Below are 17,760 nucleotides of genomic sequence, written 5' to 3'. Positions count from 1 at the left end.
CCTGGCAAAATGAAATAATGTGTGAGGCACTACGAGGCCGCGCGGTAGCCGATGAGACGAAGCGGAATAGTCAGGGTCTGGAGAGCGCCGACGGCGGGAATGGTATGATAGACGTCGACCTTGCCGTCGGAGGTAACGAACCCCGTCCCCTCAAGCATGACACCGCCTACGGTTGCCCCGGCAAGAGTTGGTGCAGCGGCGCGGTGGACGTAGACACGATCGCCGAGTTGAGCGGCTTTGATATCGAAGCTCTTTGTTCTAGGGGCAAGATTTAGTGCGAGAAGCCCGCTGTAAGTGATCGTAACGTCTGCGATCCAAGCTATTTTTGCGGCTCCCACCGCCGCAGCAGCGGCAGCCGCCGCAACAGCCGTTGCCGCAGCCGTATCTACGGTCATCACCCGATAGTCGGTCTGGTCTACTGGCATCAGGTCACCACCGTTGTCACTGAGGCTTGTGCTGTGGAAGCGATACCGGACCCGTTTTCAGCCCCGCACCAGTATTTGAAGGTACCAGCACCTGGCGTATCGTTGAGCGATATGACTTGGCCGCCTGAGGCCACAAATCGCCCCAGCAACGTTGCGGAGGCGAATGATTGAGCCGTCGTCCCGCGCTTGAAGACCAGATAGCGGGTGTTGTCGTTGGCGGCGCGCGCGCTGACTGGCACTGTAGTAGTCGAGTTCGGGGCTACGAGGTTTACCGGTGTCCCAGGAGGTGTTGGGTCCGAGGTGGACTTGATCAGTGTTGCGACTGACCAGTCAGAGTATTTGCCGCTCGAGCTGATAAAGGCGACCTCAACTTCCAAGTTCTGATCAGACGGGACCACGTCAGTGACCAAGGTTGTATAGCCGCCAGATGTCGATGCATCGGTATTGACCTTCTCCACCCAGCCACCGGGTGTTCCGCCGCCCGTATCAGCGATCCGATAACGAACCGATGGGGTAAGGCTGTTATCAGTGGACACAACGATCTTGACTTGCAGGTAGACCGATCCGTTGAGTGCCGAGGCAATAACGGAGTTGATGACCGGTGTATCGAGGTTTGCATTCCCCGGCTTTGACGGCACGGGCGGCTGCATCCCTTCGTCAGTTGCCGGCGTCCAATCATCGATGTTCTCCGGGTGCTGGACGATATCCATGGAAAACCCACCCTGAAGCAAAGATAGAGTCGATTTACGGTTCTCGATCAGCTTGCCGTTAAGCCGCGGCATCCGGTTCGGTGTGTTCATCCGAATCCATCGGCTATAGACCGCGTTGATGCCGGACAGTCGAACATCGATCGACCCCCTGATCTTCTGCTGGATCCTCTTCCACTCCCGGCTGCCGAGACGGCGAGCCTGGCGCCACTGGTGAACCCACTGATAGTCAGCATCTTCGGCAAGCACCCTGCCCGCCTCAAGCTGGGCAGCGGTATCCTCGAAAAAGTCGGTATCGCTCGTTGTGTAGTCGGTTGCCGGGTACGTGAATTTCGGGACAAGCCGGTTTATCTCATCCTCGAACAGTTGATTGTACTGGATCTGATGACCGACGATATCGCCATCCGAGAGAACGCCGACACGGTCTTCGCGGAACTTGCCGACCGTCAACAGCAAGGCACCGTCGCCGCGCTCGCACAGCCAGCCGTCACAGGCGCCAAGGATCGCGTTCGTCCCGACCTTTGGTGCATTCTCCGTTGTGTCGAACCCGTTGCACTCGTAGCGCTTCTCTGTTCCGCCACCGGCGAGAGGAACATCCTCGTCGCAGATGTTGGCCTCCTCGATCCACATGCTCAGGACAGGCAGGATAGCCTTGGCAAAGCTGCGATGATGACCGAATTCATTGAAGCACTGATGCCAGCACAGAATAAGCGCTGCATTCCTCGACCAGACCCATGCCGCCGGATTGCCCGGATCCGACGATATTCGATAGTCGAACACATAGGCGCCATCGGCCTCGACCGACAGGCGCGGGACGCCATATGGAAAGCGGGTCGCCTGGTTTTTGGCAGCCACCGATTGGGCGATCATGCCGAGCGAAGCTTGACCGTCGCCACGATGGTTGTTCGTCCATACGCCAGCCGAAGCAAGGTCCGCCACGATAGGCGCATACGCGGTTTCAGTCGGAAGCCCAATGCGTGACAGGATCGTGACATTGTTGCCGTACCGACCGCCATCATCGTTTGTCGTTTTCCCCGACCCGTCGATCATGACCTCGTCGTCATGGAGCCAATAGCGGTTCACCGATTTGATCCGATGCCCGGCAAGGGCTTGCACGGCATAGAGGTTCTTGCCTCGAGCTTCCCAAAGCATATAGGCGCCGGCCGTCCGAACGCGACCGACGATCCACTGCCGATAAGGGATGGCCTGAGTTACAGGAACCTTGCCATCCTCTGGCTTTGGCGGCTTCTGCGCTGTCAGAGCCTGGATGCCGATAGTGACGGCGGTCGTGACAATGGCTGTCGCCACGCTGCCGGCGATGGCACCGGCCGCAGCACTGAAGCCAAGGGTGTTGACGAAAAAGCTGGTGAAAAGCGGCGTGAAGATCGGATCGCGGCGCGGCATAGGCGACAAAGCTGTCCCGTTCCGCGCCATCCGCATCGTCATGGCGTTCAGCTGCTCGAACTCACTGTTCCCGACAAGGTAGAACCGTTCGTCTCTCAGCATGGCAGTCTCCAAGCGACGGTGAAGTCGGCCGGCGTAGTGACAACGCGACCAGGGCTGAGAGATGCCCACAATGGACCGAAGCGTATGGCCCCGATCAAAGCTGCCTTGCCATCAACAGGCCATGGAGACTGAATGATGCCGATATCGCCGTCGGCGGGATCCTGGACGCGCTTGATGCCATACGGCGCAACCTGATGGTCGAACAGCGAGGCAATCCCGCCATAAGCCCTGATGATCCGGTATGCTTCGACCGGAGAACAGTATGTGCCGCGAAACTCAGCAGCCGGATCAACTCCCATCTGGTCGAGAACCCACGATGCACAGAACGTCGTGCAGTCGTCGCCGTTCAGGCCGCCCCACTCGAATGAGCGCGGAAGCTGCAAGAAGTCCAGAAGGTTCATGAATGCCTCAGTAATTCGGCCAGGTGGGCTGGACGCCGCGTGCGATGCGCGCCGTCTGCTTGCAGAAGTCGTCGGTTGGAGAGACCGACTTTTGCATCGCGTCTGACCAGAGAGAACGGGACGGACGCGACCGGGTGTTTTCGCCCGCTGCGACGGTCAGCCCAAGCGTCAGTGATGGCGTGTCACCCTGCTTGATGGCAGGGCTGGCTTCAGTCGGATGGGATGCCGTCCCGGTCCATATCGGAATGATGCTGCTCATCGGCTGGAAGTACCGATCGAGCGTGGTCAGCCCGATCTGGACGGCTTTGCCGCGAACGTCTGGGATGGCGTCGAGCGTATTGGAGCCTGTCACCGGGTCGATACCGGATAGCGTGAAGTCTACGGCGTCCGATGTCCCATTCACCAGGATCTCAAGGCTCGGGATGCTTTCGAGCCGGCCGCCGCCGAGATAGACCGTTCCAGAAGGATCGACGCTGGAAAACCCGATTGGCACGTCGTTGACACCGAAATAGAGATGAAGCGCCGGCGCGGTATCGATGCGCAGGAAAATCCCAAGCTGATGGCTGCCTCGCATCTCTTCGATGACATTGTCTGGCACCCATCCCATCAAAAAGCCTCGACGAACTGAAGTGTTGGGCGGGACTGATACCAAGCCTCATATGACCACGGCAGCGTAAATCCCTTGGGGAACTTCATGACGCACATCGGGCGCGCGAGCTCGACCCGGGTCGCATCGTCGACCGCTTCCCGCAGCGGGGGAGAAATGGCCAGCTGATAGACCGGGTTATCCTCGTCCGTCTTACTGATGACCTCCCAATAGCGGTAGGCTCGCCATCCTTTCGTGGGATGGTATATCGAGAACCAATCCGACCAACGGAGTGGCCGCGCCGCACCGTAGACGCGCATACTGATGATGCCGGCGTTGAGGCCAGCCGCGCCAGACATCGCGCCGTAGACGGTGGCCTGTGAATATCCAGAATCGTCTGAGAACAATGCACCGTCCGAATGCGGGATATGATCAATGATCGGTCGACGTTTGCCACGAATGAATGGGAACGGCCCGATGCCATCGTTGATGATCGGCACGTTGAAATAACGATACCCGCCATTCCCGCGCGCGCCGAGCCAGTTGACGATCTCATGCAGTTCCGGATCGCTCCCTTGCAGCACGCATTCCTCATAGGTGGCGGAGACATATCCGCCACCTGAGTTTTCAATGCCGATCGATATGCCATTACCGTCGACACCACCGTCGATAGACGAGCCGGGATTATCGAAGCTGGCCCGCTTCGGCCGAAGCGCCAAGATCGGCACTGTCGGCTGGTTGATGTAGACCGCCATCCGCTATCCCTTCCGGCTCGCATACTGTCTGTTGTTGTCGCCGAAGCCGCCGCGCACCTGGTGCTTGTCGTAGTCTCCTACCGTCTGACGAGCCGCGTTTTGAGCGATGCCTGGCGCTTCGGCATGAACGATGCTCTTGACGTGAGCGGACAGGTTGCCGTTGTTATCGACGGCTACGCCGACCGTGACGTGGCTATTCCCGCCACCGCTGCCCATCATGTTGCGCATGCTGTTGTTGTTGATCACGCGGTCACCGGCATTGAGATCGACCAACTCAGGTCCTTGCTCGCCAACGATGGCCATACCACCCGGCGCGTAGTTCGTGCCGCCGGCAAAGAGCCCTGTAATGCTGCCCGATGCAGCCTTTGCGGCCTGGCCTCCGATGGGTTTGAACGCGCCGCCGAAGAGAGACGAGAACCACCCACCGATCCCGCCGCCGGAAGCCCCGCCAGCGGAAGGTGCGGACGGAAAGAAGCTCGTCGACAACTGCCCCAACTGGCCAAGGCCCTTGCTCGCGTCGGTAGATGACGCTGTAAGCTTGTCGATGGCCTTGGCGGCATCCGTCATGCCTTTGCTCTGGACGCCACCCCAGAGTGCAGACTGGCCGGAATTCAGCCCCTTGTCCCAACTGCCGCCGCCCATCCCAACCTTGCTGCCGCCAAGATCGAAATGCATCTGGTCCATGGCGCCATACTTGCCCTTGCCGCCGCCGAAGTAGCCACCCCAACGGAAATCACTGGCAAGCTCGGGATATTTGTCCATCTGCACAGATCGAGCGGTCTGAGCGAACTTCTCATAGGTGCCGAAGGTCGACGGATCTTGATAGTTGGCGAGCTTCGAACCTGAGGCGAGATCGGTCAGCGATACGTCCGTCGCAAGGCCTTTGCCGTGGAACCGAGGATCGCCGGCGCGAAGACCGGACATCGCGTCAACCTTGAAGCCCGGGAACTTCGTGGCCGCCGTGCTGAGGATGTCCGTCAGACGTGGATCGACGCCGCTCTTGTAGTTGCCGACAAATCCAAGCGCACCACCGGTGCCAGAAACCGCCTTGTTGTCGTTTGCAGCTGTTGCGCCGCCCAAAAGCTTGCCGCCGATCGCACCGATGGCGCCGAGGCCCGCCCCTGAACCGGAAGCGCCGGATCCCGACTTTCCCGTGAGCCAATCCGCGACGACATTGCCCAGCTTGTCGAAGATGCCGTCCCACAGCTTGGACGTCTCCGCCATGAGCGCTGTTTTCAGCGAGTCCGCAAAGCTCTTGCCGATCTTCCCGCCATTATTGACGAGGTTTTGCTCGAAGTCGGATAGGAAACTCTTCGTAGCCGCCTTGTTAGCAGACCAGTCGATGGATTGACCGGCAGCCTTGGCATTCGCCCCGTTGAGGTCTTCCGGCAAGCCGGCCTGACGCAACTGCGTCGTGATCTGCTGATCGCGAGGGCTAAGCCGGGCATCGCTGTTCTGCTGGTTGAGATCGAAGGTGAACTTCTGCTGATTGTAGGCATCGGTCAGCTTGCCCAGTTCGGCGGCCTTGGCCTTGATGTTGGCAAGCTCCGCGCTGTCAACCTCAAGGCCGCGCTGGGCAGCCTCAAGCTTTGCCGCTGAGGTCAGTTCATATTCTTTGCGCAGCGCGGCAGCAGCCCCGCCAGTCTTGCCGATCAGGTCCGCCTCGTTGCGCTGGTCGGACAGCATCTTCTCAAGGTTCAGAGATCGGTTCTTCTGGGCTTCCTTCAGCTGGTCTTCAGCTTGAGCATACGCGAGTGCAGCAGCCGCGCTGGCTCGATACTGACGAACTTCCTGACTTTCCTTGCCGGGATCGACAGGCTCGGCCAGCACGCGGGCGCGGGCTGCGTCGGCAAGCTGCTGAGGTGTCTTCGCCCCTATGGCACCGAGAGCCGCTCCCTGGGTGCGCCTGAGGTCCGCCAAGGCGCCGACGTTGCCAGCATCGTACTTTGTCTGGGCAACCGCGGCATTGGTGCGAGACATCATCATGTCACGCTGCGTGATCAGTTCGCGCTGCTTGTCGATGACCTTGTCTATGGCTTCGATCTCGCCGCCGTAGACCTTCTGGAACTCCTGTTCGTCGGTTATGCCCTTGCGGGCTGCCTCGGCGCGAAGGTTTGCAGTGAGGGTGTACTTCTGACGCAGATCGTCCGTGGCATTTGCGGTCTCACCGATCATGCTGGTTTCGTTGCGCTGGTCGTCAAGCAGCTTCTCGAGGCTGAGCGAGCGATCACGCTGCGCGTCCGACAGTTCCTTTTCAGACTGAGCTCGCGACAAGGCGCCGGCCGAAGCGATACGCATGCTGCGCTGCGTCGGGCTTTCATCGTTGTTGTAGACAGCCGCAGCCGACCCGCGAGCCGCTGCAGCCTTCTCTTCGGCCGAACGAGCGTTGATGCTGGCGATTTGCGCATCCTGGCTCTGCTGCTGACGTCTTGCGGCGACTGCCTGCTGCGCCTGAAAGGCCGCATAGTTGCCCATGTCGGCTTTGTTCGTAGTCCCCTGCGACAGAAGCGTTCCAGTAGGGCCGCGATCATCGAAGACGGCACGCTGAAGGCGCGCCAAGTCCTCGAGGGCCTTGGTGCCTTCGCGAAGCTTCTCGATGAACGGAGCAAGCTCATCAGCCTTCTTGGCGAACTTCGGATCAAGGGCAGCGGCTTTGTAGAGGCTGTCATAGAATGCGTCGAAGTCAGGCTTGCCAGCTTTTGCTTCGCCACGGAGACGCCTCAGCGCATCCTCAATCGGCTTGTATGCGCTGTCCACCGACAGGTCATTCCCGCCTTCGGTACCGCCCTTGACGCGGCCAAGGATCGAACCAGTCTGCTGGAAGGCGGCGTACTGTGCCTGGTTGGTGGCGCTTTTGACCACACGCTTGTCGGTGCTGCCCTGAAAGTTCAGGACGTTGGCGCTTTCCATGGAGGCGCCGCGCGCCTTCTCTGCGAGCGAGCCGTAGCGATCCTCGACTGCCTTGATGTACTTCGCATGGTCGTCGAGCACATCGTCAAGTTCTTTGACCTTGTCGCCGGTGTTCATGGCGTACTGAACGCCAGCGGCGGCGAGACCCGTGAATGCGACAGTAGCGAGGCTCAGAGGGCTTAGGAGGGAACCAACACCAGCAGCCAGCGCGCCGGCAACTCCCTTTACGCCACCGCCCGTTGTGCCGAGCACAGATGCGAGCTGCGATCCCTGCTGCAACGCGATGGTCGCAGGAGACTGACCCATAGCTGCCGTGACGCCGATATCTTGGAACTGCGAAGTGATGTTCGCGGTCTGGAAACTATTATTCGACTTGCCTTTCTGCGCCTTGTCGTATGCGATTTTTTCCCTGTTCAGAGCGGCAGTCATTTCCTCAGAACTGATGACACCAAGGCGGTTCGCGCGCTGGATATCCGCAACCGTCGACTGGTATTGCTTCGCGGCGACCTGCAACGGCGCATACCTAGCGGTCAGGCGATCTATCTCATTCCGGAATGCCGTGACATGCGAAGCCTGATCGCCGAACGTCCTGCTGTCGTTGGCGGCCTGCCGAAGCTTGGTGGAAAGCTGATCAACGCCGTCACTCGCCGATTTCGCGCCGTCTCCGAGAGCCTTCGTGGCCGATGTCGCAGTGAGGGCGCCCTTTGCCATTGCCTCAAGGCGGCTATCAATCGACATGCTGGACTTTTCCAGCCGATCGAGGCCAGAGACGATCTTGTCGAGCGCGGCACTGATCCCGCCGAAGCTCTGCGACATGCGCGTGCCGGCCGCACCCGTCTTACCGGCAGCCTGCTCGGCACGCGAAGCAGAGGACGTCAGCTTATCAAGATCACTGGCGGCCGAAGCTGCCTGCGAACTATCAATCTGGAACCCAAGCTGGCTGACGGACATCTATTTACCTTTGCGAGCGCTTAGCGCTATCTTCCCGTCACAAAACGGAGAAGAAAGATGCGGTTCTTGATAGCGGTAGTTGCGGTGGTGACGGTGACGTCTGGCGCTGGTGCCCAACAAGTGATGGACGGTTCCGATGGTGCGGTTGCGCCAAGCGACATCAGTGTTCTTCTAGATAAGCTGATTAGCCAAACAGGTGATCCATACGCCGCCCAGCTTATTAAGCTGCACCACTCTCCGGCAGACCCCGCCAACCTATGCGGCTTCGTCAACCTGAAGAACGCAAGCGGTGGCTACACTGGCTTTCAGCCATTCATGATCTACGGTGGCAACCTTGTTCTGCAATCCGCCGATCAGTGCCAATAGTCTGGCCTATTTTCGTTTTGCCGGGAACAAGGCGTCGAAGAGTTGCGGGCTCAGCGGGCGCTCAGAGACCGATGCTTGCTCTTCCTTCTTGTCCTTGGCATCTGCGGCCTTGGCGGAAACGACCCGGCGCTTGAGATCCATCGCGACGAGAGCGTCGATGTGCCATTGCTTCAGCATGTGGCCCCGGAGATCGGCCCAGGCTTTGATCTCCTGGAACCCGAGAGGGTTTGGCCCATAGCCATTGCTGCCGCGCTGGCTATCGAGTTCCCGGAACCAGAACCAGACGTGTGAGGCCGCGACAGGTACCCGCAGCCTCTTCCTGTTATGCTGATCGACGATCAGACGGCAAAGCTTGCCGATCAGCTTTTGATAAAAAGGCTCCGACGGTCGGCCTTGAACTGCACCTGGTCCTTGATGAACGGGTACTTGGCGTACAGCGCCCGGGCGTTCTCTTCCGAGTAGGTCAGACGGTCAGCGCCGATCGGCACGTTCCAGCCCTTGGTAATCTTGGCGAGATACGCGATCGAGCGCTTTTTCTGCGCCTCCGGCGTGTCTCCGCCGAGGTCTCCGTCTGCCGCCGAATCCTTCTCGATCTCGGCAGCCAGTTCCTTGACGGCCTGTTCGGCGCGCGTGCTGTCGGGGCCGTAGATCACGATCTTGAGCCCGGTCGCCTTGCCAGCGGGGTTGACGATATCGACCGACATCCCCTCTTCCTGGATCTGGAGGTTGTCATCGAACGGCGTCAGGTCGATGAATTCTGGCAAAGCGCCCTGGTTCTTCTGAACGACCATTATGCGCCACCTACCGGCGAAACAGTGATGACGGCACTGTTGATTTCGACATTCGCTTGCAGCAGGCGCGAGGTGTTGGCGCCACCGCCGTTCTCCTGGGCAGTCATGACGATGCCGTAGAAGTATTTGATGGTGCCGGCAGTCACAGTCGTCGCCGTGTGCACGCCAGTCTGTGTGCCTGTGGTGGCAATTGCCGCACCGCCGACAGTTGCTGCCACGCTGTAGGTGTTGCCGCTTGGCGCTACGACATAGTAGGTCGTGCCAGCCGTGATGCCGGTCGGCAGCGTGCCAGTGGTGGAGAACTTCACCGGAGTGCCGGCAGCAAGCGGGGCCGACGCAGTGAAGACGCCTGGCGTGGCAATGGTGACCGTGACGGTTGATACTGCAGCCGGGGGAGCATCGTCGAAAACGATACGGAACGGATAGTTGTAGTCGGTGTTTTCAGCCGCGATCATCGCGATCTGGCCGACGTCGTTCGGCAGGATGATGAAGTTGTTCTGCATCGAGCCGGCGTTGCGGGTGCCCTTGGCCTTGAGCGTGCGGCCGGACGAGATGATGTCCTCGCTGATCAGGGTCGCGGCATCGCCGACGGCGCCCATGGTCTGCCAGCCCTTGAGCTCTGTCCATGTCACGGCGGTGAAGTTGGCTGCGGTCAGATCGGCATCATCGGGGACATTGCTGACGGCGGGGCCGATATAGAATTTTGCGCCGGCCACTGGATTGAGTTGCATTTGAGTTTCCTCTCAAGGTCTGATGCGCTTGCCAAAGGCGCAGGGATGGCAGGCCATCAGGCCGGAACTTGTGGTTGGCATGTCCACCGCACGGTGACGGGGATGGTGGTATGGGTGTCGCCTGTATCGAGCGTCCCGACTTCCGGATCCTCGTCGATGCGGACCTGAGTGTCCGCGCGTAGAAGCTTCGTGCCGCGCCGGAAGAACTCTCTGATCTGGCCAGCAAGGTTGATTCCGTCGACGACTGCCGAGCCCTTCGGCCACATGACGTTCGCGCGCAGCAGGCCTTGGCGGATCGGGTCCATCACCAGCGACAGGTCTGTCTCGATCGACTTATTGAAGTGGACCTCGATGCTGATGAACTTCGTTGTCGCCGTCGGCACGAAGGTGATGCCCGGGAGAGCGACATTTGCGGCCTGCGTCATCCCGGTCGGCAACGTGAGCGCTTGAATTCTGATCAGCAGCGCCTGGTAGATTTTCATTTCCACCGTGTCGGCCATTCTGCTACCTCTTGGCCCATGGCCGACGACGAACTTACCGATCGCGAAATCTACGCCCTCCTCGATAAGGCTCACGGCCTATTCAAGGGGCAAAAAGGCGCGACCGAAGGCGGTCAGGCGGTTGTGGAGCTGTTTCTGCGCAACACGGACATGATCCAGCGCGCGATGGTGATCATGCTTGAGAAGGGGCGGCCTCAAAGCGAGCCCGAACCGTGACTTCTGCCTCTGCCACGATCTGAGGCCATCGCTGGGCGACCTTGTCGACGAAGGCAAATCCCGTCTGATTGTAGACACGGCCGAGGCTGTCCGTTCCGACGAAGCCGTAGTTCATGCGCGCGGCATAGGCGGCTTGGAAGCCGAGAAATACCGTCGAGCCAAGTTCGGCGCCGGCGATGACCAATTCAATCCCGCCATCTGTGAAAGTCGTCTGATCCGTCTTGACCGTGGGCATTTCGGCGGTCGAAGCCATCAGTGAGCGTCTTAAATTGCCCGTTTTGATGGGCATGGCACCCCCATCCGCCAAAGGCTTCTTCACCTCGTTGGCGACCGTCTGGGCAGCCAGTTGGAATATGGCTTTCGCAGCACCAAGCTCGTTCTTTGCCCATTCAGATACCGATGCAGCAAACGAAACAGCTTCGGCCATTACCGCCCCTTGGATCGAGCGAACGCCTCAGCGAAATCGAAGACATAGTCGACGTCGCATTCGCAATTGACGATTTCAGACACTGGCGCGCCTAACCCAACGTCTCCGGGATAGCGAAGCATCGCGCCCGAGACGGAAACGAAGGGAAGATCCATTCCAACCACCTCTTGGCCGTTCAGGATCTGGTGGGTATGCCGCACCGTGATCTTGCCAGAGCTGCGCCACTTACGCTTCACAAGCGTCTCGTCGCGGTTGGCCTTGGCGAGCGCCTGCCGGTAGGCATCGTGCTTGGCCGTCAAGACGGCAGTGACGGTTTCCGTTCGGGCGATCGTGTCGCCCCGAAGCTTGAGGTTCTTGTCGCGCAGCCGCGCCAGCACCTTCGTCGCCGTGGCTGCATCGAGCGGCTTGCCGGCAGCGATTGCCTTCTTCACGGCGCCGTCGAAGCGCTTGTCCCGGGTATTGAGGTCAAGGTACTTTTTCATCAGCACCGGGTCGCCAGATGCCAGATTGATCTGCGTCCGAGCAATCAGTTCCGACTGCGGGCCGTTGAGCCCGATGATCCCGCCTTCACGCTTGCCTGTTACGTTGTTCCGACGTCCGACGAGGTCTAGAGCGATGGCAGCAGGGCCCTGCCCTTGTGCATAGCCGTTGACGATCGCCTGCTGGACAGCCTGGACGGTCCCGCCGCTGATATTGGTGATCAGCTTCGATGACAGGTCGCGGATGTTCGCTTCAGCCGCTTGGTTGCTGACGTCCCAGCGGAACACAACGCGGGTGCCGTCAGGCGTGAACAGCTGCGGTAGCGCCTGAGCAACCAGTGAGCCGCCGGAGCCGTACGCAGCACGCATCGCGTCGGCCAGAGGTTGGAATGCTGTCGGATCGATGTGCAGCGCCGATAGCGCGCCGGCGACGTCGTTCTGTTCGAGCTTCGCCACGACCTCTTTGATCACGACTTCGGACTTCAAGTCGTCGACTGCTGCGTGAAAGGCTTTCTCCATGTCCGGAGTGAGCTTGTCGATCAGATCGTTGAGCTGTTGGCGAAGAGTGGCCAATTACTTGACGGCCTCGGCTTCGGGATGCAGGCGATTAAACTCGGCGACTGATTCATCTTCGACGAGGTCAACGGTACGCGCCTGCTCCGCGGCATCTGCCTGGGTTGGCTCTTCGACGGCCTCTGGTTGTTGCTCCGGCTCGGGTGCGGCATCCATGCGCTTGGCAAGACCGATTGCTTCCAGTCCGTCGGCAAGGCCTTCAGTGACTTCCATTGTGGTCCCGACACCGCGGCGACGATAACCCTTGAGCAATTCAACCTGGACCATCACATAATTCTCCCTTGGACGATGAAGACGACCGATGTCAGGCCGTCGTAGTTGTTCGGGTCCCCGGCAATGATCAGGTAATCCACGCCGCCGGCAGTTGCGATATCGCCGACCTGGGGCACTATGCCCAAGCCGACAGAGCTGATGTAGAGCTCGCGGTCCGTTGTCAGGATCGATGTCCCGTTCACGTAGCGCTGGTCGTAGGTCATCGGCACGAGCTTGGCCGGGAACGTCTGCGGCTCGGCATCGCCACCAAGGACCGGATCTGGCGGCACGCTGCGCTTGATGGCGCCGACCTGTCCGTATTTCTTTAGCAATCGATCGGCCGTCGCCTGAAGGCGGGCATAGAGCGGATTAGCCATCAGACACACAGTATCGCGGGCAGGATCGGGATGAGAAACGGCCAGAGCAGCCCCTCGATGATAGTGACCACCGGTGTTGCCATGGCGACGAGATCATCGATCGAGGTGGACGACGATGCGGCGTACTCTATCTCAAGCTGTCCAATCTTCTCCCGCTTGACCGTCGATGATCCAGTTACCACCGGCGACAAGCTGCCCGGATTGGTCAATTCGAGGAAGGCAGCCTCATAGCTCGCATTGATGATGGCGACGGGTATTAGCCCGTCGGGGATTGCCTCCCCGTAGTAGGTCCGGGCTCCGGTGCGGCCCCAAGCGCGGTCCTGGGCAAAGCCGCCTGTGCGCTGGCCAGAGAACTTCGCCTCGTACCGATCGATCACCAGAGCACCACGCTGACGGGCAGCGGCAATCTGAGCATCGCTCGTGCCATCCGGAACAACATAGCCGGCGTCGGTCGCATAAGCCCTGAAGCCGTCATTTGAGCCATAGCCAGCCATGTCGTTTCTCCGGAATGAAAGAGTGCCCGGCGGTTTCCCGCCGGGACGATGAGCGTCACACCGAAGCCGGCGCGGTGAGGTAGGCCAGCTGACCCTCCGGCGCCATGGCGCGGAAAGCATCGGCATCGGTGGAGCGGATGCTCTTGCCGACCTGGTTGCCGTCGGCGCCGAAGATGCCGAACCAGCCGGCTGAGGTGTCCCGTACCTCAAATGGGCCGACAGGCGTCACTGTCTGCTGGCTCTGGCTGGTGCCCTGCTGCTGCGTGGCGACAGCCAACGAATCCTTCAGCTGTTTGATTTCAGCCTCACGCTCGCCAATCAGGACCTTCAGGTCGTTGATCTCGCCGGACGTGCCCTTAAGATCGGCGATCTCTTTATCCCGATTGGCAACAAGGCCCTTGTGACGCGTGATTTCTGCGAGCGCGTCGTCAAGGGACGAGTTCAGCCGGGAAACATCGGCAGTCGAGCTTTCCAGCTGCTGCCGAAGCTGATCGATCTCGTTGTCAGGGACGTCGACCGTGTTGAGCAGGGTCGACTTGACCTCTCCCTTCACCGGGTTTCCTTCCAGCGTCAAGAAGGCGAGCTTTGCCGCCCGATCCGCCTGATCCGCATTGAGATCGACCTCGCGGGTCTCCCCCGGCAGGATGTAGGCGACACCGCCAAGCGTGTGAACGCCCTGCAGTGCCTCGCTATTGTTGGTGACCTTCATGTCGGATCTCCTATCACGATGCCGGTGGGGTGATCTCATCGCCATAGGCTGCTGCGCCTGGCAGACGCCATTCGGTGCCACCGGTACGAGCGATGGCGCCCTGCTCGAAAGCCATGATGGACTTCTGACGAGGAGGGAGAACGCGGCGAGGCATCGGAAGGTGGAAGCGAACGACTTCCTCGTCCTTGCGATAGACGACCATGCGACCACCGCCGGCGTTCGAAGCGTTGGCCAGTTCGAGCAGCGGCATGATGTCGAGCGGCTGGCCGGTCTCTGCGGTGTAGATGTTGTTCTTCCGCAGATAGTCGAGCAGGTTTAGCACGCCATCGCCGGCGCCGAGACGACGGCTGTTGACAAGACGGAAGGCATCCGGGGGCAGACGAAGGGTGTCAGCCCATTCGACTTCCTTCGTGTTCTTGCGAACGCTCGACAGGAGGTCGTTGATGTCCCGCAGGATCTGGTCGTTGGTCTTGGCTGACCAGTAGGTGGACGAGCCGGTGCCGTCATTGACGACGTCGACGCGAGACACCTGGGAGCTGTTGCAGAAGCCTTTCCAGTTCTTCTCGGTCGAACCGACCATGGCGACCGAGTTCAGCAGCCGCTCGATCGACTGGGACGAACTCATGGCTTTGACGTCGCTCAGGGCGATGCCGTAGAGGGCCGCCTGATTGATCTCTTCCATGTTCCATTCCCAGCCAGCGCCGATCATGGCGAAGTCTTGGGCAGCCTGGTCACGAGTGGCCGCGCTGAACGGAAGGTCGTTGGCGGCGCCGGAGATGAACTTGGCCTCGCCGGCGACGTCGACGGTGAAGAACATGGTGCCGATGGCCCATTCGTTGCCCTCGGTGACGACAGGCACGTGAAGCCCGTAATTGAACGTCGGGTAACGCTTCTGGTAGATCTTTGTCTCGACGTTTCGGCCCTGTCCGATGACGAAGGGGAACGCGGCCTGCGCATCCTTAAACGGCTGCGGGCGGATTATCTGATTCATGGCGTGATCCTCTCAGCCTTTAGCGGTTGCGGATGGAGATTTCGACGATGCCGCCGTCCACGCCCGTCGTATCGAATACGGCGTTCGGGATGCGCACATGCGTCGAAGTGTTGGTGTAGCGGCCGGTCGCCGGGTTCCAGTACACCCGGTCACCGTCATTCACGGCAGCCCCCGCGACGACGTACATCTGGCCCTCGGTCATGAAGGCACCAGTGAAGTACTGCGGGTAGCCATCGACCAACGTGGCGCCGTTGGCGACAGGCGGAACTGCCGGGCTCAGGATGGCGAGACCGACGAAGATGCCGTTCGAGGTGAAGACGACATCGATGTAGTAGGTGTCGCCGACCGTCGGGGTGCCGCCTGCGGTGATCGTGAAGGCCACGCCACCGGCAGAGAATGCCGTGCCGACCTTGCCGACGCCGATCATCAGACCTTCAGGATCGAAGACCTGGAACTGGGCGGTCGCCGAAGTCGCCTGAAGTACGGCTTGGTAGCGCCCGGACTTGGCGCCGGCCGTGATGACAGGCGCGCTGACCGTTGAGGTGCCAGTATTGCCGGCGGCGGCCGATGCGGTGCCGGTTGCGGCAAAGGCAGCACCAGCGATGACGCCGTGGTCACCGGCGCCGCGGAACGCCGGCTGGCCGAACGCGATACCGGCAGCTGTTTCAACGGTACGGGAGATGCGGTTGCTGCGCTCCTCGTTCGCGACCTGACCGGGAAGGCCTTTCGCGGGAGCGCTCGAATACGAAGTCTGATAGGTCGACATTTGAACGTCTCCTCCTTACTTGGCGGTTGCGGTGGTGTTGCCGGCGTGCATGTCGGCAATCATCTTGGTGTAGGCGTCGGTGACGGCCTTATCACCATCGCCGACATGAACGAGACCACCGGCGAGAGCGTCGCGCAGCGGGTCTCCGTCGGCGGCCTTCTTGACGGCATCTTCGGCCAGGATCTCAAACCGGGCGTCGATGTAGGCGTCGGCCTTATCCTTGACCGCAGCATCGCCGAGAACGGTGGTGACAACGGCCTTGCGGATCGCGGCATCACTCAGACCGTCGAACTTGACGTCCTTGGCGAGCAGGCCGGCGATGGTGACGAGTGAGGCGCGGGCAGCGACACGCTTGTCGAGATCGGCATCACTGAGGACCTTGGCCTTCTCGGCGTCCAGGGCAGCATCCTTGGCAGCCAACTGCTTGTCCTTTTCGGCAAGGGCGGCATCCTTGGCGGCGATGGCGGCGGCATGGGCCTTTTCCGCGTCGGCGAGCGTGGTGGCGCCTGTCTTCTCGGCATCAGCAAACTTTGCTGCAGAGGACTCGAGATCCTTCATCAGCTTGGCGATGGCCTGTGCGCCCTGATCGGTTGTCGAAACCGACAGTCCGTCCACGACCACAGTTCGAAGTACGTCAGTCATAGGGACTGTCTCCTTGTCGTTGGTTGAAATCGGGGCGGCGCCCCAGGTAATCGCACTGTCTCCAATGCGAGCTTGTGAACCAGCTCTGGCGCGATCGACGATGGCCAAGTGGTTGATCTTGATGTTCTGCTGTCGGGCGTCGTAAGGATGGCCGTCGGCTGTCACTCCGTCTCCCCAGACAAGTTCGCAGTCGTATCCGGCGGAAAGCTCGCATTTGCCGCTTTCGACATCTTGGATAGCTGCAGCATCCTTGAGGATCAGGGGAAGATGTACCCATTCCCCATCCTTTTTGGCTGCCGTGCTGACCTCACCGACGGCCAGCTGCTTCCAGTTGTCGGCGGTCACGGACTCTTCTGGATGATCCATTGTCACCGGCGCGTGACTGAAGCTCTGCAGGCTGTCTTGTGCGAAGACCTGATCGGCCGGACGGTAGACGCGAACGACAGGCATCTCAGGTTTGCCGACCTCGCTGCCGGCGTACAACTGAACACCGGTGCGAACGGACCGAGCTTCGGCCACGAGGTATCCATCGGTGGTCCGACGCTTGCCGGACACCGCTACAGCATCGGTGAATTTCATTGGATACATCCCAGAGCCCGAGTCGACTCTTAGTTGAATTGATGATCATCTGATCGCGCCAATAGGAGGATGAGATGGCGCTGTATGTCGACGAAACGAACGTAAAAAAAGCTAATCCCAGTGATGCTTTCACCAAAGATTGGAAGCCAGGCACGACCCCTGACTATGCCGGTATCTACCGTTGCAAGGGATGCGGAGATGAGATTGCCTCAAACAAGGGCGTTCAACTCCCGTCTCAAAACCATCGGCAGCATAGCCCTGCCCAGGGCGCTATCCGATGGCATTTGCTTGTGGCAACTCAGCCGACCTAGCGCTATGCCGTGATGTGTTTCACAACCCACATCACGGCTTCCTCGATGCGCTCGACCGCAATGGTGAGCTCCCGATCGACCGTGCCCATGGCCATCTCGATGCCATCCGCGTTCGTGCCCATCGGGACGGATGGTGTCCGCAGCGTTTCGATCAGATCAAGGAACTCCTGCCCCTTGTCCTTAACCGCCTGCATCTGCGCCTTCTCGGCATCCGAGAGGACGCGGTACTTGTGGCGCATCGTGTTATTCACCGTCCGCTCGTCAGAGGTGCTATCGACTTCGGTCATTGCCGTTTCCTTTCGGATAGGTGAGCCA

General features: G+C 60.2%; 22 protein-coding genes. 2 read left to right on the top strand and 20 right to left on the bottom strand.

Features of this window, described 5'->3' with window-relative positions; genetic code table 11:
* Window positions 1–29: 29 nt before the first annotated feature.
* Genes EQW76_RS00910 through EQW76_RS00885 form a run of 6 tightly spaced genes read right to left on the bottom strand, consistent with a single transcriptional unit; the run spans window position 30 to window position 8,241 of the window.
* The gene (locus tag EQW76_RS00910) at window positions 30–425 is read right to left on the bottom strand and encodes a hypothetical protein (RefSeq protein WP_142822416.1); all 396 of its coding nucleotides are present in this window, start codon (window positions 423–425) and stop codon (window positions 30–32) included.
* A complete protein-coding gene (locus EQW76_RS00905; RefSeq protein ID WP_244616900.1) occupies window positions 425–2,638 on the bottom strand; it encodes a hypothetical protein in 2,214 nt (737 codons plus the stop codon). Before EQW76_RS00905 ends, EQW76_RS00910 begins: the two co-directional genes overlap by 1 nt.
* Window positions 2,632–3,039 (bottom strand): hypothetical protein, encoded by a 408-nt coding sequence (locus EQW76_RS00900; protein ID WP_142822413.1) that lies wholly within the window; start codon window positions 3,037–3,039, stop codon window positions 2,632–2,634. The genes EQW76_RS00905 and EQW76_RS00900 overlap by 7 nt, the downstream gene beginning before the upstream one ends.
* A 7-nt stretch (window positions 3,040–3,046) precedes the next feature.
* Window positions 3,047–3,646 (bottom strand): hypothetical protein, encoded by a 600-nt coding sequence (locus tag EQW76_RS00895; RefSeq protein ID WP_142822411.1) that lies wholly within the window; start codon window positions 3,644–3,646, stop codon window positions 3,047–3,049.
* Entirely contained in the window at window positions 3,646–4,380 is a 735-nt protein-coding gene (locus tag EQW76_RS00890) for a hypothetical protein (RefSeq protein WP_142822409.1), read from the bottom strand. Before EQW76_RS00890 ends, EQW76_RS00895 begins: the two co-directional genes overlap by 1 nt.
* A gap of 3 nt (window positions 4,381–4,383) precedes the next feature.
* A complete protein-coding gene (locus EQW76_RS00885) occupies window positions 4,384–8,241 on the bottom strand; it encodes a phage tail length tape measure family protein (protein ID WP_142822407.1) in 3,858 nt (1,285 codons plus the stop codon).
* A 57-nt stretch (window positions 8,242–8,298) separates the two neighbouring features.
* Between EQW76_RS00885 and EQW76_RS00880 the strand changes: the two genes are divergently transcribed.
* Window positions 8,299–8,607, top strand: coding sequence for a hypothetical protein (locus tag EQW76_RS00880; RefSeq protein WP_142822405.1), 309 nt, complete (start codon window positions 8,299–8,301; stop codon window positions 8,605–8,607).
* 6 nt (window positions 8,608–8,613) lie between these two features.
* On the opposite strand, the gene EQW76_RS29595 is transcribed toward EQW76_RS00880, so the two are convergent.
* From EQW76_RS29595 to EQW76_RS00865, 4 genes are all read right to left on the bottom strand, one after another.
* On the bottom strand, window positions 8,614–8,784 hold the full coding sequence (locus EQW76_RS29595) for a hypothetical protein (protein WP_153816602.1): 171 nt from the start codon (window positions 8,782–8,784) through the stop codon (window positions 8,614–8,616).
* Window positions 8,785–8,966: 182 nt separating this feature from the next.
* The gene (locus tag EQW76_RS00875; protein WP_142822404.1) at window positions 8,967–9,398 is read right to left on the bottom strand and encodes a hypothetical protein; all 432 of its coding nucleotides are present in this window, start codon (window positions 9,396–9,398) and stop codon (window positions 8,967–8,969) included.
* Complete coding sequence (locus EQW76_RS00870; RefSeq protein WP_142822402.1) at window positions 9,398–10,129, bottom strand: hypothetical protein; 732 nt, start codon at window positions 10,127–10,129, stop codon at window positions 9,398–9,400. Before EQW76_RS00870 ends, EQW76_RS00875 begins: the two co-directional genes overlap by 1 nt.
* Window positions 10,130–10,185: 56 nt before the next feature.
* Window positions 10,186–10,629 (bottom strand): phage tail terminator-like protein, encoded by a 444-nt coding sequence (locus EQW76_RS00865; protein ID WP_142822401.1) that lies wholly within the window; start codon window positions 10,627–10,629, stop codon window positions 10,186–10,188.
* An 18-nt stretch (window positions 10,630–10,647) separates the two neighbouring features.
* Between EQW76_RS00865 and EQW76_RS00860 the strand changes: the two genes are divergently transcribed.
* The gene (locus tag EQW76_RS00860; RefSeq protein ID WP_142822399.1) at window positions 10,648–10,845 is read left to right on the top strand and encodes a hypothetical protein; all 198 of its coding nucleotides are present in this window, start codon (window positions 10,648–10,650) and stop codon (window positions 10,843–10,845) included.
* Here the strand turns inward: EQW76_RS00860 and EQW76_RS00855 are convergent.
* The 10 genes from EQW76_RS00855 to EQW76_RS00805 all read right to left on the bottom strand — a co-directional run bounded on the left by EQW76_RS00855 (window position 10,802) and on the right by EQW76_RS00805 (window position 17,732).
* Window positions 10,802–11,272, bottom strand: a complete 471-nt coding sequence (locus EQW76_RS00855) for a hypothetical protein (protein ID WP_142822397.1) — start codon at window positions 11,270–11,272, stop codon at window positions 10,802–10,804. The two genes, EQW76_RS00860 and EQW76_RS00855, sit on opposite strands and share 44 nt — an antisense overlap.
* Window positions 11,272–12,324 (bottom strand): head morphogenesis protein, encoded by a 1,053-nt coding sequence (locus tag EQW76_RS00850; protein ID WP_142822396.1) that lies wholly within the window; start codon window positions 12,322–12,324, stop codon window positions 11,272–11,274. Before EQW76_RS00850 ends, EQW76_RS00855 begins: the two co-directional genes overlap by 1 nt.
* Window positions 12,325–12,594 (bottom strand): hypothetical protein, encoded by a 270-nt coding sequence (locus tag EQW76_RS00845; protein WP_142822395.1) that lies wholly within the window; start codon window positions 12,592–12,594, stop codon window positions 12,325–12,327.
* Window positions 12,591–12,953, bottom strand: a complete 363-nt coding sequence (locus EQW76_RS00840; protein WP_142822393.1) for a hypothetical protein — start codon at window positions 12,951–12,953, stop codon at window positions 12,591–12,593. The genes EQW76_RS00845 and EQW76_RS00840 overlap by 4 nt, the downstream gene beginning before the upstream one ends.
* Window positions 12,953–13,447, bottom strand: coding sequence for a DnaT-like ssDNA-binding protein (locus tag EQW76_RS00835; RefSeq protein WP_142822392.1), 495 nt, complete (start codon window positions 13,445–13,447; stop codon window positions 12,953–12,955). Before EQW76_RS00835 ends, EQW76_RS00840 begins: the two co-directional genes overlap by 1 nt.
* Before the next feature lie 55 nt (window positions 13,448–13,502).
* Entirely contained in the window at window positions 13,503–14,156 is a 654-nt protein-coding gene (locus EQW76_RS00830; protein WP_142822390.1) for a hypothetical protein, read from the bottom strand.
* A gap of 13 nt (window positions 14,157–14,169) precedes the next feature.
* A complete protein-coding gene (locus EQW76_RS00825) occupies window positions 14,170–15,147 on the bottom strand; it encodes a DUF2184 domain-containing protein (RefSeq protein ID WP_142822389.1) in 978 nt (325 codons plus the stop codon).
* Window positions 15,148–15,166: 19 nt separating this feature from the next.
* Window positions 15,167–15,913, bottom strand: coding sequence for a hypothetical protein (locus EQW76_RS29275; protein ID WP_203452791.1), 747 nt, complete (start codon window positions 15,911–15,913; stop codon window positions 15,167–15,169).
* A 15-nt stretch (window positions 15,914–15,928) separates the two neighbouring features.
* Window positions 15,929–17,134 (bottom strand): DUF2213 domain-containing protein, encoded by a 1,206-nt coding sequence (locus tag EQW76_RS00815; protein WP_142822387.1) that lies wholly within the window; start codon window positions 17,132–17,134, stop codon window positions 15,929–15,931.
* Between the two features lie 313 nt (window positions 17,135–17,447).
* A complete protein-coding gene (locus EQW76_RS00805; protein ID WP_142822383.1) occupies window positions 17,448–17,732 on the bottom strand; it encodes a hypothetical protein in 285 nt (94 codons plus the stop codon).
* Window positions 17,733–17,760 lie beyond the last annotated feature (28 nt).

The sequence above is a fragment of the Rhizobium sp. rho-13.1 genome, assembly GCF_007000305.1.
Lineage (GTDB): Bacteria > Pseudomonadota > Alphaproteobacteria > Rhizobiales > Rhizobiaceae > Rhizobium > Rhizobium rhododendri.
The sequence above is the reverse complement of the archived record's forward strand: the minus strand, read 5'-3'. Positions and strand labels throughout refer to the sequence as shown.

Excerpts from the sequence above, each read along its gene's own strand:
- EQW76_RS00860 (WP_142822399.1), top strand. The coding sequence starts at position 10,648 with ATGGCCGACGACGAACTTACCGATCGCGAAATCTACGCCCTCCTCGAT.
- EQW76_RS00865 (WP_142822401.1), bottom strand. The coding sequence starts at position 10,629 with ATGGCCGACACGGTGGAAATGAAAATCTACCAGGCGCTGCTGATCAGA.
- EQW76_RS00870 (WP_142822402.1), bottom strand. The coding sequence starts at position 10,129 with ATGCAACTCAATCCAGTGGCCGGCGCAAAATTCTATATCGGCCCCGCC.
- EQW76_RS00905 (WP_244616900.1), bottom strand. The coding sequence starts at position 2,638 with ATGCTGAGAGACGAACGGTTCTACCTTGTCGGGAACAGTGAGTTCGAG.
- EQW76_RS00825 (WP_142822389.1), bottom strand. The coding sequence starts at position 15,147 with ATGAATCAGATAATCCGCCCGCAGCCGTTTAAGGATGCGCAGGCCGCG.
- EQW76_RS00900 (WP_142822413.1), bottom strand. The coding sequence starts at position 3,039 with ATGAACCTTCTGGACTTCTTGCAGCTTCCGCGCTCATTCGAGTGGGGC.
- EQW76_RS00880 (WP_142822405.1), top strand. The coding sequence starts at position 8,299 with ATGCGGTTCTTGATAGCGGTAGTTGCGGTGGTGACGGTGACGTCTGGC.
- EQW76_RS00805 (WP_142822383.1), bottom strand. The coding sequence starts at position 17,732 with ATGACCGAAGTCGATAGCACCTCTGACGAGCGGACGGTGAATAACACG.
- EQW76_RS00830 (WP_142822390.1), bottom strand. The coding sequence starts at position 14,156 with ATGAAGGTCACCAACAATAGCGAGGCACTGCAGGGCGTTCACACGCTT.
- EQW76_RS00875 (WP_142822404.1), bottom strand. The coding sequence starts at position 9,398 with ATGGTCGTTCAGAAGAACCAGGGCGCTTTGCCAGAATTCATCGACCTG.
- EQW76_RS00910 (WP_142822416.1), bottom strand. The coding sequence starts at position 425 with ATGCCAGTAGACCAGACCGACTATCGGGTGATGACCGTAGATACGGCT.
- EQW76_RS00835 (WP_142822392.1), bottom strand. The coding sequence starts at position 13,447 with ATGGCTGGCTATGGCTCAAATGACGGCTTCAGGGCTTATGCGACCGAC.
- EQW76_RS00855 (WP_142822397.1), bottom strand. The coding sequence starts at position 11,272 with ATGGCCGAAGCTGTTTCGTTTGCTGCATCGGTATCTGAATGGGCAAAG.
- EQW76_RS00890 (WP_142822409.1), bottom strand. The coding sequence starts at position 4,380 with ATGGCGGTCTACATCAACCAGCCGACAGTGCCGATCTTGGCGCTTCGG.
- EQW76_RS00895 (WP_142822411.1), bottom strand. The coding sequence starts at position 3,646 with ATGGGATGGGTGCCAGACAATGTCATCGAAGAGATGCGAGGCAGCCAT.
- EQW76_RS00885 (WP_142822407.1), bottom strand. The coding sequence starts at position 8,241 with ATGTCCGTCAGCCAGCTTGGGTTCCAGATTGATAGTTCGCAGGCAGCT.
- EQW76_RS00815 (WP_142822387.1), bottom strand. The coding sequence starts at position 17,134 with ATGAAATTCACCGATGCTGTAGCGGTGTCCGGCAAGCGTCGGACCACC.
- EQW76_RS29595 (WP_153816602.1), bottom strand. The coding sequence starts at position 8,784 with ATGCTGAAGCAATGGCACATCGACGCTCTCGTCGCGATGGATCTCAAG.
- EQW76_RS29275 (WP_203452791.1), bottom strand. The coding sequence starts at position 15,913 with ATGTCGACCTATCAGACTTCGTATTCGAGCGCTCCCGCGAAAGGCCTT.
- EQW76_RS00840 (WP_142822393.1), bottom strand. The coding sequence starts at position 12,953 with ATGGCTAATCCGCTCTATGCCCGCCTTCAGGCGACGGCCGATCGATTG.